Source organism: Pseudarthrobacter sp. J47, assembly GCF_049810315.1.
Taxonomy (GTDB): Bacteria; Actinomycetota; Actinomycetes; order Actinomycetales; family Micrococcaceae; genus Arthrobacter.
Genome location: NZ_CP187358.1, coordinates 838,286 through 851,457, shown reverse-complemented (window position 1 = coordinate 851,457; position 13,172 = coordinate 838,286). Strand labels below are relative to the sequence as shown.

General features: G+C 64.3%; 13 protein-coding genes and 1 tRNA gene. 7 read left to right on the top strand and 7 right to left on the bottom strand.

Annotated elements, in window-relative coordinates:
• Nucleotides 1-7 precede the first annotated feature (7 nt).
• Nucleotides 8-1,591, top strand: a complete 1,584-nt coding sequence (locus ACPJW8_RS03890; RefSeq protein ID WP_330186513.1) for an MFS transporter — start codon at nt 8-10, stop codon at nt 1,589-1,591.
• 105 nt (nt 1,592-1,696) lie between these two features.
• Here the strand turns inward: ACPJW8_RS03890 and ACPJW8_RS03885 are convergent, their stop codons facing one another.
• Complete coding sequence (locus ACPJW8_RS03885; protein ID WP_330186512.1) at nt 1,697-2,176, bottom strand: DNA starvation/stationary phase protection protein; 480 nt, start codon at nt 2,174-2,176, stop codon at nt 1,697-1,699.
• A 216-nt stretch (nt 2,177-2,392) separates the two neighbouring features.
• On the opposite strand from ACPJW8_RS03885, the gene ACPJW8_RS03880 reads away from it, so the two are divergent.
• Genes ACPJW8_RS03880 through ACPJW8_RS03870 form a run of 3 tightly spaced genes read left to right on the top strand, consistent with a single transcriptional unit; the run spans nt 2,393 to nt 6,029 of the window.
• The gene (locus ACPJW8_RS03880; RefSeq protein ID WP_330186511.1) at nt 2,393-3,433 is read left to right on the top strand and encodes a nitrilase-related carbon-nitrogen hydrolase; all 1,041 of its coding nucleotides are present in this window, start codon (nt 2,393-2,395) and stop codon (nt 3,431-3,433) included.
• Nucleotides 3,430-4,452 carry an agmatine deiminase family protein gene (locus ACPJW8_RS03875; protein ID WP_330186510.1) on the top strand — a complete coding sequence of 341 codons (1,023 nt, stop codon included), beginning with the start codon at nt 3,430-3,432 and terminating at the stop codon, nt 4,450-4,452. The genes ACPJW8_RS03880 and ACPJW8_RS03875 overlap by 4 nt, the downstream gene beginning before the upstream one ends.
• A gap of 11 nt (nt 4,453-4,463) precedes the next feature.
• Nucleotides 4,464-6,029 carry an APC family permease gene (locus ACPJW8_RS03870; protein ID WP_330186509.1) on the top strand — a complete coding sequence of 522 codons (1,566 nt, stop codon included), beginning with the start codon at nt 4,464-4,466 and terminating at the stop codon, nt 6,027-6,029.
• Nucleotides 6,030-6,126: 97 nt separating this feature from the next.
• On the opposite strand, the gene ACPJW8_RS03865 is transcribed toward ACPJW8_RS03870, so the two are convergent.
• From ACPJW8_RS03865 to ACPJW8_RS03840, 6 genes are all read right to left on the bottom strand, one after another.
• Nucleotides 6,127-6,675: an AMIN-like domain-containing (lipo)protein gene (locus ACPJW8_RS03865; RefSeq protein WP_330186505.1), complete on the bottom strand. Its 549-nt coding sequence runs from the start codon at nt 6,673-6,675 to the stop codon at nt 6,127-6,129.
• Nucleotides 6,676-6,953: 278 nt separating this feature from the next.
• Nucleotides 6,954-7,256 (bottom strand): DUF4193 domain-containing protein, encoded by a 303-nt coding sequence (locus ACPJW8_RS03860; protein WP_330186508.1) that lies wholly within the window; start codon nt 7,254-7,256, stop codon nt 6,954-6,956.
• Between the two features lie 194 nt (nt 7,257-7,450).
• Nucleotides 7,451-7,657, bottom strand: coding sequence for a hypothetical protein (locus tag ACPJW8_RS03855; protein WP_330186504.1), 207 nt, complete (start codon nt 7,655-7,657; stop codon nt 7,451-7,453).
• A gap of 117 nt (nt 7,658-7,774) precedes the next feature.
• Nucleotides 7,775-7,851 (bottom strand) — tRNA-Thr (locus ACPJW8_RS03850).
• 89 nt (nt 7,852-7,940) lie between these two features.
• Nucleotides 7,941-8,312, bottom strand: a complete 372-nt coding sequence (locus ACPJW8_RS03845) for an MmcQ/YjbR family DNA-binding protein (protein ID WP_330186503.1) — start codon at nt 8,310-8,312, stop codon at nt 7,941-7,943.
• 178 nt (nt 8,313-8,490) lie between these two features.
• Nucleotides 8,491-9,366 carry a DsbA family protein gene (locus ACPJW8_RS03840; RefSeq protein ID WP_330186502.1) on the bottom strand — a complete coding sequence of 292 codons (876 nt, stop codon included), beginning with the start codon at nt 9,364-9,366 and terminating at the stop codon, nt 8,491-8,493.
• A 285-nt stretch (nt 9,367-9,651) separates the two neighbouring features.
• Here ACPJW8_RS03840 and ACPJW8_RS03835 point away from each other — a divergent pair, with 285 nt between their 5' ends.
• The 3 genes from ACPJW8_RS03835 (at nt 9,652) to ACPJW8_RS03825 (ending at nt 13,169) form a co-directional block, all read left to right on the top strand.
• Entirely contained in the window at nt 9,652-11,064 is a 1,413-nt protein-coding gene (locus ACPJW8_RS03835) for a trehalose-6-phosphate synthase (RefSeq protein ID WP_330186507.1), read from the top strand.
• Nucleotides 11,054-11,884 (top strand): trehalose-phosphatase, encoded by an 831-nt coding sequence (gene otsB / locus ACPJW8_RS03830; protein WP_330186501.1) that lies wholly within the window; start codon nt 11,054-11,056, stop codon nt 11,882-11,884. The genes ACPJW8_RS03835 and otsB overlap by 11 nt, the downstream gene beginning before the upstream one ends.
• A gap of 202 nt (nt 11,885-12,086) precedes the next feature.
• A complete protein-coding gene (locus ACPJW8_RS03825; RefSeq protein ID WP_330186500.1) occupies nt 12,087-13,169 on the top strand; it encodes a sn-glycerol-3-phosphate ABC transporter ATP-binding protein UgpC in 1,083 nt (360 codons plus the stop codon).
• The last annotated feature ends 3 nt before the right edge of the window (nt 13,170-13,172 follow it).

Sequence of the window (13,172 nt, the reverse complement as noted above, 5' to 3'; positions counted from 1 at the left end):
TTAATGCATGACCTCCCTCCAGCCCACCCACAACGCCTCGCGCCGCCCCACCCTCCGGAAGCCGGCCCCACTACCCGCTTCCGGACGCGCGCCGTGGCGCGACTGGCTGGCGCTGGGACTCCTCATGTTCCCCGTACTGCTGGTGGCGGTGGACAACACTGCCCTGACCTTTGCCCTGCCGGAGATTGCCCGGAGCCTGCAGACCACGGGAGTGCAACTGCTCTGGATCGTGGACGCCTATCCCCTGGTCCTGGCGGCACTCCTGGTGGCCATGGGCAGTTTCGGCGACAGGATCGGTCGCCGCCGGCTCCTGCTGATCGGCAGCGTCGGCTTTGCCGCGGTCTCAGCCATCACCGCTTTTTCGCCGACTCCCGGCTTCCTGATTGCCGGCCGCGCGGCGCTGGGGTTCTTCGGCGCCATGCTGATGCCCTCCACCCTGTCCCTGATCCGGAACATCTTCCCCGAGCCCAACCGCCGCCGGCTGGCCGTAGCCATCTGGGCGGCAGGATTCTCCGGCGGCGCCGCACTGGGCCCGATCTTCGGAGGCTGGCTGGTGGAGCACCTCTGGTGGGGAGCCATTCTCCTGGCGGCAGTACCCATCATGCTGCCGCTGCTGGCCTTCGGGCACGCCGTCATTCCGGAGTCCCGCGATCCGAAGCCAGGGCGGGTGGACGTGCCCAGCGTGCTGCTGTCCATGCTGGTGATGGTTCCGGTGGTCTATGGGATCAAGGATCTGGCCACCGAGGGCTTCTCCATCATTCCGCTGGCCATCATCTCGTTTGGCGTAGCCATGGGCGTGGTTTTTGTACGGCGACAGCTCCGGTTGGCTTCACCGCTGCTGGACATGTCCCTGTTCGGGAACAGCGTCTTCAGCAGCGCCATTGCAGCCAACATCCTGGCCCTCTTCTCCTTCAACGGCTTCATCCTCTTCCTGGCGCAGCACTTGCAGCTCCTGGAAGGAATGTCGCCCTCCGAATCGGGCGTGGCCATGATTCCCGCGCTGCTGGCCACCGTTCTTGCCGGGCTGCTGGTGGTGCCGCTGGTCCGCCGGATCCGGCCAGGAGCCGTGGTGGCAGGCGGGCTCACGTTGAGCGCACTCGGCTACGCCATGGTGGCTTTTGGCAACCACTCAGGCGGCCCGCAGCTTCTGCTGGCAGCGCTGCTGGTCCTCGCACTGGGTGTGGGCGCGGCGGAAACCATCTCCAATGACCTGATCCTGGGCTCGGTACCCGCCAGCAAGTCCGGAGCCGCGGCGGCAGTTTCGGAGACGGGATACGAGGTGGGCTCGCTGCTCGGTACAGCCGTGCTGGGTTCCATCCTCACGGCTTCCTACCAGCACAACCTGATACTGCCGGCCGAGGTTGCCGGATCCGGCTCCGCTCCCGGGACCGGACTTGCGGGCGAAACCCTGGCCGGCGCGGTCGAGCTTGCCCACACGCTCCCCGCTCCACTCGCGCAGGCCGTCCTGGACACCGCCCGGTCAGCCTTCGAATCAGGGGTGCACATCACGGCGGCGATTGCGCTGGGACTGATGGCAGCGGCAGCGGTGAGTGCCGGCGTCGTACTCCGAAAGGTCCCCAAGGCGACCTGACCCGCCCACTAATACGCATCGAGCCCTTAAAACGCATCGAGCGGCGAGGTGATGCTGCTTAGAAAGTTTCTAAGCAGCATCACCTCGCCGCTCGACGCCGCTACCCTACTTGGAGTCGGGAGCCGTGACGCTGGCCGTTGCCTTCATGGTCTCGGCGTTGACCATCCAGGCGAACTGTTCCAGCTTGGCAATGAATTCGTGCAGCAGGTCAGCTGACGTGGGATCCTCTTCATCCACCTCGTCATGGACCTTGCGCATGGTTCCGACGGCGGCCTCGAGGGCTGCCACGATCCGCTCGATGGCGTCTTTCGTGCTGATGAGGCCTTCGGGGAAGGCGGGAAGGTTGGTGGAGCCGGAAATTGTGGCACTGCGTCCGTCCGGGAGCGCATGCAGGGCGCGCATCCGCTCCGCCGTTTCGTCAGCAAAGAGCCGGGCGGCGTCCACGATCTCGTCCAGCTGCAGGTGAAGGTCGCGGAAGTTGGTTCCCACAATGTTCCAGTGGGCCTGCTTGCCCTGGAGGTGCAGCTCGATCAGGTCCGTCAGGACGGCCTGCATGTTGTTGGTCAGGGTCGGTGAAGCTTTCATGAAATCCTCCTCGATTGGTCCGTGATTCCGACGCTATCAGCACCGGTCAGCGGCGGGGACGGAGATTCCGGAAATTTCTCAGTGAGCTTACTAAATTGACTTCACCCCGACATAAAAGAACGAGATTCATTTAAACCCTTGCGCCGGACACTATGAGCCCGCATACTAAATGAACGTCATTCATTTAGTGACAGTCGTCTCACTGGAGTAAACCCCATGATTGAAATTTCCTGCCTCGACGCCCCGGCCTCGCCGGCGCGGACAACGCCGTCCACGCGTCCCGCCCTTCGGGTGGGCGTCGTCCAGCACCGCTGGCATGCGGACACCGCCGTCCTGCACGCGGAACTGACGGAGGGCATTGAACGCGCAGCCAAGCTCGGCGCCACCGTGGTGTTCCTCCCGGAGCTCACGCTCTCCCGCTACCCCGCGGATACTCGCCCGGAAAACGACGTGTCCCGTCCCTGGGCGGACAGGCCCCGGCCGTCGGACATCGCCGAGGACCTGCTCACCGGGCCCACTTTTGCTTTCGCCGCGGAAGCCGCCCGCCAGTACGGTGTCTCTGTCCATGCCTCGCTCTACCAGAAGGCGGACAACCCAGACGGTTCCGACGACGGGCTGGGGCTGAACACCGCCATCCTGGTCTCGCCGGAAGGCGAGCTGGTGGCGCGCACCCATAAACTGCACATCCCCGTGACCGCCGGTTACTACGAGGACAAGTTCTTCCGCAAAGGCCCGGCGGCACCGGACGCCTACGAGGTCCACGCGCCCGCCGAACTGGGTGGGGCACGGCTGGGCATGCCCACCTGCTGGGACGAATGGTTCCCCGAAGTTGCCCGGCTGTACTCGCTGGGCGGAGCGGAAATCATCGTCTACCCCACGGCAATCGGCTCCGAACCGGACCACCCGGAGTTCGATACCCAGCCGCTGTGGCAGCAGGTGATCGTGGGCAATGGCATCGCCAACGGCCTGTTTATGATCGCCCCCAACCGCTGGGGCAATGAGGGGACACTGAACTTCTACGGTTCGTCCTTCATCTCGGACCCCTACGGCCGGATCCTGGTCCAGGCGCCCCGGGACGAATCCGCGGTCCTGGTGGCTGACCTCGACCTGGACCAGCGCCGCGACTGGCTGACGCTCTTCCCGTTCCTGGCCACCCGCCGTCCGGACACCTACGGGCGGCTGACCGATCCAGTGGATCCGGACCAGCGCCTCGGCGGCGAAACCCCCGCTTCCGTTACGGCGGAGGTAGCCCCATGAGCTGGCACATGCCTGCCGAAACCGCCCCGCAGGAACGGCTCTGGATGGCCTTTCCCACGGGCGGTTACACTCTCGGCGAGACCGCGGAAGCCGCCCACGCGGCAAGGTCCACCTGGGCTGCTGTAGCCAATGCCGCCGTCGAGTTTGAACCGGTCACCATGGTGGTGGACCCCGACGACGGCGAAACAGCCGCGCGCTACCTGCACCCCGACGTCGAGGTGCTTTATGCCCCGCTCAACGACGCCTGGATGCGGGACATCGGGCCCACGTTCGTGCTGGACGAACTGGGCCGGACCGGCGCCGTCGACTGGGTCTTCAACGGCTGGGGCGCGCAGGACTGGGCCAGCTGGGACAAGGACGCCGGCATCGCCCGGGGGGTGGCCCGGCACTCGGGCGCCCACCACGTCACCTCGCCGCTGGTCAACGAGGGCGGCGGGATCCAGGTGGACGGGCTGGGGACTGTGCTGGTCACCGAAACGGTCCAGCTCGATCCGGGCCGCAACCCCGGCCTGACCAAGGCGGACGTGGAACAGGAGCTGGCCCGCACCATCGGAGCCACCCACGTGGTGTGGCTCCCCCGCGGCCTCACCCGGGACTCGGAACGCTACGGCACCCGCGGGCACGTGGACATCGTGGCTGCCATCCCGTCCCCGGGAACCCTGCTGGTCCATTCACAGCAGGACCCGGAACACCCCGACTTCGACGTCTGCCGCAGCATCATCGAATACCTCCGCACCACCCGGGACGCCGCCGGCCGTGAATGGAACATCGTTGAGGTTCCGGCGCCGGAGACGCTCCGGGACGACGAAGGCTTCGTGGACTACAGCTACATCAACCACGTGGTGCTCAACGGCGGCGTCATCGCCTGCAGCTTCAACGACCCCAATGACGACAAAGCCCTGCAGATCCTCGCCGAGGCCTACCCCGGCCGCCGTATTGTCAGTATTGATGCACGCGAACTATTTGCGCGCGGCGGCGGCATCCACTGCATTACCCAACAGCAGCCTGCTGCCTCCTAGAAAGTACGGACATGACCCAAACCATCCGTAACAGCGCAGATAACAACAGTGCCGGCACTGCCGCCGGCACTGCACGTACGCCGCACGGCATTACCCCGAAGGGACTGAAGGGCGGGCAACTGGGGCTCCTCGCCGTCGTCGTCCTCGGTATTTCCACGATTGCACCGGCCTACACGCTGACCAGCGCGCTGGGACCCACCATCAATGAGGCGGGCCTGCAGCTGCCGGTGATCTTCCTGATCGGGTTCATTCCCATGATCCTGGTGTCCCTCGCGTACCGGGAGCTCAACGCGGACTCCCCGGACAGCGGCACCACCTTCACATGGGTCACCAAGGCGTTCGGCCCGTGGGTTGGCTGGATGGGCGGCTGGGGGCTGCTTGCAGCCAACATCATCGTGCTGTCCAACCTGGCGGCCGTGGCCGTGGACTTCTTCTATCTCTTCCTCTCCCAGCTCACCGGCTCACCGGAACTGGCCGAACTCTCCGCCAACAAACCGCTGAACGTCCTGACCTGCTTTGTCTTCGTGGCCCTGGCGGTATGGGTCAGCTACCGCGGCATGCGCACCACCAAGCTGGTGCAGTACGGCCTGGTGGGTTTCCAGCTCCTGGTGCTGGGACTCTTCGTAGTGATGGCTTTCGCTAACTGGTCCACCTCCGAAACCGCCATCCCGTTCAGCTGGGAATGGTTCGACGTCACCAAAATCGAAACCTTCGGCCAGATCGCCGCCGGAATCTCGCTGTCCATCTTTGTGTACTGGGGCTGGGACGTGTGCCTGACCGTCAACGAGGAAACCAGCAACGGCAAGAAGACCGCCGGAATCGCCGGCACCCTGACAGCCGTGATCGTCCTGGCCATCTACCTGCTGATCAGCATCGCCACCATGATGTTCGCGGGCATCGGCGAAACGGGCAACGGGCTGGCCAATCCGGACAACCAGGAGAACATCTTCACCGCCCTGGCCTCCCCCATCATGGGCCCGCTGGCCATCCTGATGTCCCTGGCGGTGCTCTCCAGCTCGGCGGCGTCGCTGCAGTCCACGTTTATGTCGCCGTCGCGAAGCCTGCTGGCCATGTCCCACTATGGCGCACTGCCCAAGCCCCTGAGCCGGCTGAGCGAACGCTTCGCAACGCCCCGCACGGCCATCATTGTGGCCGGCGTCCTGTCCGCCGGGTTCTACGCGGTGATGCACATCATCAGCGAGAACGTCCTCAATGACACCATCCTGGCCCTGGGGCTGATGATCTGCTTCTACTACGGCCTGACCGCCATCGCCTGCGCCTGGTACTTCCGCAACAGCGTGTTCAGCAGCTTCCGGAACTTCATGCTGCGGCTCCTCTGCCCTGTGCTCGGCGGCGTGGGACTGTTTGTGGTGTTCGTCCAGACGGCGGTCGACAGCCTGGCTCCGGAGTTTGGCAGCGGGTCCGAGATCTTCGGAATCGGGCTGGTATTTATCCTCGGCATCGGAATCCTGGCCATGGGCGCGGTCTTCATGCTGGTCATGGCCAAGGTCCGTCCCGGCTTCTTCCGGGGTGAAACCATCCGCCGCGACACCCCCGCGCTGGTGGTTCCGGAGTAGCCCATCGGCTGCACCGAACAAGTGGTGCCCTGCCCGGAGATCGTCCGGGCAGGGCACCACTTTTGTGTTGCGGGCACTGCTTGTGGGCAATGGCGGTTTACCAGAAGTGCGCTACATCCACCACCAGGCGGGAACCGGATCCCGGTCCGTCAAGGGTGAACACCCTGAACGGAAGCCGGGCACGGACGCCCAGGCCAATGTTGGTATAGCCTTCAAAGCTGCCGGCCGAGGCCACCTGACGGAAGGTCTGGTAGCCGGACACGTTCTGCAGCTCCCGCTTGTTTGCCGGGGTGTACGTGGAGTTGCCCGAGGCGTCGTAGGACGGCGCGTTGACGGTGACCTGGATGAACGCCCCGCCGCGCAGCGGGACAGAGAATCCGGATCCGTCCTCGGTAACCGCCGAAACGTAACGCACGTAGTAGCCGGCGGCAGGGCCGTTGAGGTCAACCACCAGTCGGTCGAAGCAGTAGTGCTGCCCCGTCCGGACGTTGGTGACCGAAGCGGTGCTCATGGCCGCGTTCCGCTCCGCCGTCGAACCCCAAACAAGTCCGCAGTAGGAACCGGTGGCCGAGGCAGGGCCCGGCACCACCAGCCCCAGCCCAACGGCCATCAAAAGGGCCGTCAGCAAGGTAAGGATTTTTTTCATGGTGCCACCTCTTCGAGTGATGAGATAGCACAAGCGTAGGAGCGTCCAGGGGCGAAAACGAGGGCTGTTGCCGCTTCGGGGCGCAACCGTTAAAACGGGGCTTTCAACGTCACGCAGGCATGTAGGGACTGTCGCTTTTGTATCTCTTCGAGGGTTTTTTCACCCGCCGGAAGGTCCTTTTGTTATGCACCATAACGGCCCCGGAAACGGCAAAGGCACCGTCCTCCCGTGCGGGAGCCGGCGCCTCTTATGCCATGCAGGCTGCGCGAGCTGAAAGGTTAGCCTTCGCAGTCGCGGCAGTACTTCAGGCCGTTCTTTTCCTTGGCAACCTGGGAGCGGTGACGGACCAGGAAACAGGATGAGCACGTGAATTCATCCGACTGCTCCGGAACAACAATGACTGTCAGTTCCTCGCCGGAAAGATCAGCGCCGGGAAGGTCGATGCCCTCGGCGGTATCGTTCTCGTCGACGTCGATGACGGCCGTCTGGGCGGCGCCGGTACGGGACGCCTGAAGGGCCTCCAGCGACTCAGCGGGAGACTCTTCTTCTGTCTTGCGTGGGGCGTCGTAATCGGTAGCCATAGCCTGTTCACTTTCCTTGCTGCGCAGCGCCATTTCCGGCACCTCAGTGATGCAGTTTAGGACATTATGCAGGCATGTGAGCAATAGTGTGGCAAACCATACAAATTACGACGCCGTGCCGCACCTTTTGGGGCTTCTGTCCGGGCGAAACGTCCCGCGAGTCAGCCCCGGTTCAGTCCCGCTTCAGTCGCGGCTCAGGGGTGCCCGCCCTGGTCTTTGCGGGTTGGGTGTTTTCCGGCGGAGTCAGCGGCTACGGCTACTCCACTCAGCGCCGGAAGCCAGCCCCAGCGGCTGGCTTCCAGCACTCCGTCCAGGGGCCGGTCAACGCAATTTTCAACGTAGGCGGCTTCAAACCACGAGGCGATCCTCCGGGAAATCCCGGCAGCGGGTGTCTTGTTCATCCGGCCAACGTATCCAGCGCCGGTTCGCGTCCGGTTTCCGGATTGTCAAAGGCGTGTTAATTGATTCCGGATTATGCAGCTCGCCCGGCGGATCCACAGGCGCTTGAGGAATTGAGGTGGAGCCCCCTGTCGGATTCGAACCGACGACCCCCGCTTTACAAGAGCGGTGCTCTGGCCAACTGAGCTAAGGAGGCGTACCCGCGGACGGGCAGCGCCGAAACGGCGCTAGATAAGGTTAGCCCACGCGCGCTGAGAACGAAAAAACCGCCGTACGAACCAGAACTCAGCGCTTTGGGCCGCCGGCAATCCGGTAGGACTCCTGCAGCAGCTCGTCCAGCTCCTCCCGGTCCACGTTGGCCAGGCGGACCAGCACCAGCCCAGGCGACCGGTTGTGGTGCGGCGTCCAGAAGTAGGTGTCCGGGTCGGTACCGGCTAGCGCCTCCCGTTCAGTGGACTTAACCGTCAGGACGCCCTCCTCCCACATCCTGGCCATCATGGTCCTTGCAAACCAGGCCGGCATGTTCCAGCTGGGCCGCTCCACTACCCCGGGCAGTGCCAGGCAGATCCTCCGGACGTCCTCTTCTGTGGCCATGTGCTCCATGATGGCCCGGTCCGGCGCGGTCAGCCAGACCTGACGACACGCAAATTCGCTCATGACGCCCATATTCAATGGCGACGCGCAAATAACCTCGTGCGCCTGAAATAACCCGGCGTCAGGAAATATGCGCGTCGAAAACGGAGGAAGCACCCCCGAAAGCCCGCTTAAAGCCCAGCGGGCCGCCCGCCGGAGGTAGATTCCGGCAGGCGGCCCGCGGTAAATAGCGGCGGAAGGATCAGGCCTTCGCGTCGGATGCAGCCTGGATGGCAGCTGCGAGGTCAGTGGTGCCGTCCCATTCCTGTCCGTCGATGAAAACGGTGGGGGTGCCCTGGATTCCGCTGTTCGCGGCAAGTTCGGTGGAGTACTTCACGTAGGGCCGGAAGGTCTTGTCGTCAACGCAGCTGGTGATGTCCGCACCAATCTCACTGGCCAGGCTCTTGAGCTTGTCGTCGGACAGACCGGCGCCGCCCTCTGCCGGCTGGTTGGCGAACAGGACGTCAACGTATTCGGCGTACTTGTCCGGCGAGGAATCAGCCACGCAGGCTGCGGCGTTGGCCGCACGCGAGGAGTAGTTGGTGGTGGACTGCAGGTCCAGGAAGCCCAGCGGGCGGTATTCCATGGAAATCTTGCCTTCGTTGCGCAGGCCCGTCAGCAGTTCGTTGTACGTGTTCTCAAAACGGAGGCAGACGGGGCAGATGAAGTCGATGTAGGCAATAACCTTGACCGGCTTCCCTTCTTCGGCCTCTGCGCCGGGGGCCACTACGGGCGAGGGCCGCGTCTCGGGCTTGGCGGGCAGGTTCGCCATGTCGATCGTGGCGGGGTCCGTGGAAGCCACTTCCGTATTGGCCAGCAGGGTGACGCCGCCATGGACGTTGGCGTTGGCCGGGACCGGGCCCTGGTCTGCGATGGGGGTGTTCCGCTGGATGTTGTTGACCACTACGAGGGCGATGACCGTCAGGATCGCCACAACGGCAATGACAATGCCCCAGCCGATGAGCACCTTGTTGCGTTTGTCCTTCTTGAGCTGGGCCTCGCGGATGGCGCGGGCTTTCTCGCGGGCTTCCGCTGTGCGCTCAGCTTTGGACTTGCGGTTATCGTTTGCGGGGCTCATCTGTTCCTCGTGTCGATCGACGTCGGGCGGGACCACAATGTGGCAACCCGCCCTATTTTAGGGGAGAAATCTGGGAGCTTGCGCCTTCAAGTAATTTCGCGTGCCAACGACACAGAAATAGCCCCTGCGTACCAGCCCCATTAGGGTGGTGAAGAGCGCCATAAGCAACCTTAGGGGTCCGAATTGGAAAGCAAGGAACAGCACAATCCGAACAACGACGCCGTGGATCAACCCGAAACGGGACGCGGCACACGCGGTATAAAGCCGGGAACCAAGTACGACTTTATGGTGGTGTCCAACCGGCTGCCGGTGGACCGCTGCAATGCCGGCGACGAGGGCGATGACGGTTCCGGCTGGCGGCGTTCGCCCGGCGGGCTCGTCACCGCACTCGCCCCCATGATGACCAAAACCGACGGCGCGTGGGTGGGCTGGCACGGCGCCCCGGACGAGACAGTCAAGCCGTTCAGCCACGGCGGCATGGACCTGGTCCCGGTGCAGCTGAGCACGGACGACGTCGAGCTCTACTATGAGGGGTTCTCCAACGCCACTCTCTGGCCGCTTTACCATGACGTCATTGCACCGCCGGAATTCCACCGCACCTGGTGGGAGTCCTACCGCCGGGTGAACAAACGCTTTGCCGACGCCGTCATCAAGTACGCGGCGGAAGGCGCCACCGTGTGGGTCCAGGATTACCAGCTGCAGCTGGTGCCCCGGATGCTGCGCGAGGCCCGGCCGGACCTGCGGATCGGCTTCTTCAACCACATCCCGTTTCCTCCGCCGGAGATCTTTGCACAGCTTCCGTGGCGCCGGGCCATTATCGACGGCCTGCTGGGTGCTGACCTGGTGGGCTTCCAGCGCACCAGCGACGCCGGCAACTTCATGCGGTCCGCGCGCCGGTTCCTGGGCGCCAGCGTCAAGCGCCAGCAGGTCCACGTCAAGGGTCCCAACGGCCAGATCACGCACATTGCCCGGGCCCAGGCGTTCCCCATCTCCATTGACGTACAGCAGATCCACGATCTGGCCAACAACCCGGAAATCATCGAGCGCGCCCGGCAGATCCGCCAGGACCTGGGCAATCCCAAGACCATCCTCCTTGGCGTGGACCGGCTGGACTACACCAAGGGAATCCGGCACCGGCTCAAGGCCTTTGAGGAACTCCTGGCTGACGGCGCCCTCCGGGTGGGGGACGCAACGCTGATCCAGGTAGCCAGTCCCAGCCGCGAGCGCGTGGAGCAGTACAGGCTCCTGCGCGAAGAGATCGAAGGCACCGTGGGCCACATCAACGGCACCTACGACACCATCCAGAACACGGCCGTCCGCTACCTCCACCACAGCTACCCGGTGGAGGAAATGGTGGCGTTGTACCTGGCCGCGGACATCATGCTGGTCACCGCGCTGCGCGACGGCATGAACCTGGTGGCCAAGGAGTATGTCACCACCAGAACCAATGACGACGGCGCCTTGGTGCTCAGCGAATTCGCGGGTGCGGCGGACCAGCTCAAACACGCCCTGCTGATCAATCCGCACGATATTGACGGGCTGAAGGAAACCATCCTCAAGGCCGTCAACATGGCCCCGCGGGATGCCGCCCGCCGCATGCGTGCCATGCGCAAGCAGGTCCTGGAGCACGACGTCGACCACTGGTCTGCCGAGTTCCTCGCCGCCCTGGACGAAAAGGTGGTGCGCGATGACTCCTGAGTCCACAAGCGCAGAGTGGCTCACCCTGAGCCCGGAGCTGCTCGATGCCATCCGCACCATCGCCGCCACCGAACACCTGCTGGTGGCCCTGGATTTCGACGGCGTGATGGCACCCCTTGTGGACCGCCCGGAAAACGCGCGACCCCTCCCCCGCACCGCTGCGGCTTTCGCAGCCCTCGCCACTCTGGAGCGGACGACGACGGCACTCATCTCCGGGCGCGCCCTGGACAGCCTCCGGCTGGTCGCCTCGCCTCCGGCGGAGAGCCTGCTGATCGGCAGCCACGGCGCCGAGGCCTGGCTGGGGCCGGGCTCCACCCCGCTCACCCTGGATCCGGAGCAGCTTGAGCTGCTGGCCCGGGTCCGTGCCACGCTGGCGGAAATCTCCGAAGAGGCCGCCGGTACCCATCTGGAGGACAAGCCGGCGGGCGTGGTGCTGCATACCCGCCAGGCCGCTGACGACGTCGCTGAGGACGCTGTCGCTGCGGCCCGGTCCGCCCTGGGCGGACTGGAAGGTGTGCACCTGAAGACGGGTAAGCGCGTCCTGGAAACCTCTGTGGTGCATGCGTCCAAGGGCGAGGGCATCACGTTCCTCCGGCAGGCAACGGAAGCGACGGCGGTGCTTTTCGCCGGGGACGACGTCACCGATGAGGACGCCTTTGCCAGGCTTGCAAAGGGCGACGTCGGCATCAAGGTGGGCCTCGGATTCACCCATGCCGGGTACCGGGTTGAGACTCCCGTGCACATGGCAGAAGTCCTTGAGGCCCTGCTGAAGGAACGCCGAAAAGCCCTCGGCGACGTCCCGCCGTCGGACATCCCTTAACGAACATCACACGTGACGTTCGTAACATTTAGGACCATTCCGGATAAATCTGACATACTCTTACCTGTGATGTGGCGCACAAGAACCGTGCGGTATCACTCAAGTGCTCCCGGGCTTCGGCTCAGGGAGCACCTAATTTAATACACACACCATTCACTACGGATCGTCCGGCACGTACCTGCCGGTGAAGGGATTGATAACTGTGGCAACAGTTACTTTTGATAACGCAACGCGTCTGTACCCGGGCACAGAAAAGCCCGCCGTCGATAAGCTCAACATCGACATCGCCGATGGCGAATTCCTGGTCCTCGTTGGACCCTCCGGCTGTGGCAAGTCCACCTCCCTGCGTATGCTCGCAGGTCTTGAGGACGTCAATGCCGGCCGTATCCTGATCGGCGACCGCGACGTCACTGACGTTCCGCCGAAGGACCGCGACATCGCAATGGTCTTCCAGAACTACGCCCTGTACCCGCACATGACTGTTGCGGACAACATGGGCTTCGCGCTGAAGATTGCCGGCGTCTCCAAGGAAGAGCGCGCCGAGCGTGTCCGCGAAGCCGCCAAGCTCCTTGACCTGGAGCAGTACCTGGACCGCAAGCCGAAGGCACTCTCCGGCGGTCAGCGCCAGCGTGTTGCCATGGGCCGCGCGATCGTCCGTAACCCGCAGGTCTTCCTCATGGATGAGCCGCTTTCCAACCTGGACGCCAAGCTCCGTGTCCAGACGCGTACGCAGATCGCATCCCTCACCCGCCGCCTGGGCGTCACCACCGTTTACGTCACCCACGACCAGGTCGAGGCCATGACCATGGGCGACCGCGTTGCGGTCCTCAAGGACGGTCTCCTCCAGCAGGTGGATACCCCCCGCAACCTCTACGACAAGCCGAAGAACGTCTTCGTTGCCGGCTTCATCGGCTCCCCTGCCATGAACCTGCTGGAACTGCCCGTCGTCGACGGCGGCGTCCAGTTCGGCGGAACGGTTTACCCCGTGCCGCGCAACGTCCTCGAAGAAGCCCACGGCTCCACGGTCACCCTGGGTTCACGCCCGGAAGACCTCGAGACCGTTGGCAACGGCGAAGGCCTGCAGGTTGAGGTGGACGTCGTCGAAGAACTCGGCGCTGACGCTTACGTCTACGGCCACACCACGCTGGACGGCAAGGACCACGACATCGTGGCACGCGTCGACGGCCGCCGTCCTCCGATGAAGGGCGACTCCATCTTCGTCCGCCCGCAGTCCGGCCACGTGCACCTGTTCGACACCAAGACCGGCCTGCGCCTCGGCGACTAGTCC

What these genes read in the sequence shown, in the direction of transcription:
- ACPJW8_RS03890 (WP_330186513.1), top strand. Translation starts at nt 8, where the DNA reads ATGACCTCCCTCCAGCCCACCCACAACGCCTCGCGCCGCCCCACCCTC.
- ACPJW8_RS03885 (WP_330186512.1), bottom strand. Translation starts at nt 2,176, where the DNA reads ATGAAAGCTTCACCGACCCTGACCAACAACATGCAGGCCGTCCTGACG.
- ACPJW8_RS03880 (WP_330186511.1), top strand. Translation starts at nt 2,393, where the DNA reads ATGATTGAAATTTCCTGCCTCGACGCCCCGGCCTCGCCGGCGCGGACA.
- ACPJW8_RS03875 (WP_330186510.1), top strand. Translation starts at nt 3,430, where the DNA reads ATGAGCTGGCACATGCCTGCCGAAACCGCCCCGCAGGAACGGCTCTGG.
- ACPJW8_RS03870 (WP_330186509.1), top strand. Translation starts at nt 4,464, where the DNA reads ATGACCCAAACCATCCGTAACAGCGCAGATAACAACAGTGCCGGCACT.
- ACPJW8_RS03865 (WP_330186505.1), bottom strand. Translation starts at nt 6,675, where the DNA reads ATGAAAAAAATCCTTACCTTGCTGACGGCCCTTTTGATGGCCGTTGGG.
- ACPJW8_RS03860 (WP_330186508.1), bottom strand. Translation starts at nt 7,256, where the DNA reads ATGGCTACCGATTACGACGCCCCACGCAAGACAGAAGAAGAGTCTCCC.
- ACPJW8_RS03855 (WP_330186504.1), bottom strand. Translation starts at nt 7,657, where the DNA reads ATGAACAAGACACCCGCTGCCGGGATTTCCCGGAGGATCGCCTCGTGG.
- ACPJW8_RS03845 (WP_330186503.1), bottom strand. Translation starts at nt 8,312, where the DNA reads ATGAGCGAATTTGCGTGTCGTCAGGTCTGGCTGACCGCGCCGGACCGG.
- ACPJW8_RS03840 (WP_330186502.1), bottom strand. Translation starts at nt 9,366, where the DNA reads ATGAGCCCCGCAAACGATAACCGCAAGTCCAAAGCTGAGCGCACAGCG.
- ACPJW8_RS03835 (WP_330186507.1), top strand. Translation starts at nt 9,652, where the DNA reads ATGGTGGTGTCCAACCGGCTGCCGGTGGACCGCTGCAATGCCGGCGAC.
- otsB (WP_330186501.1), top strand. Translation starts at nt 11,054, where the DNA reads ATGACTCCTGAGTCCACAAGCGCAGAGTGGCTCACCCTGAGCCCGGAG.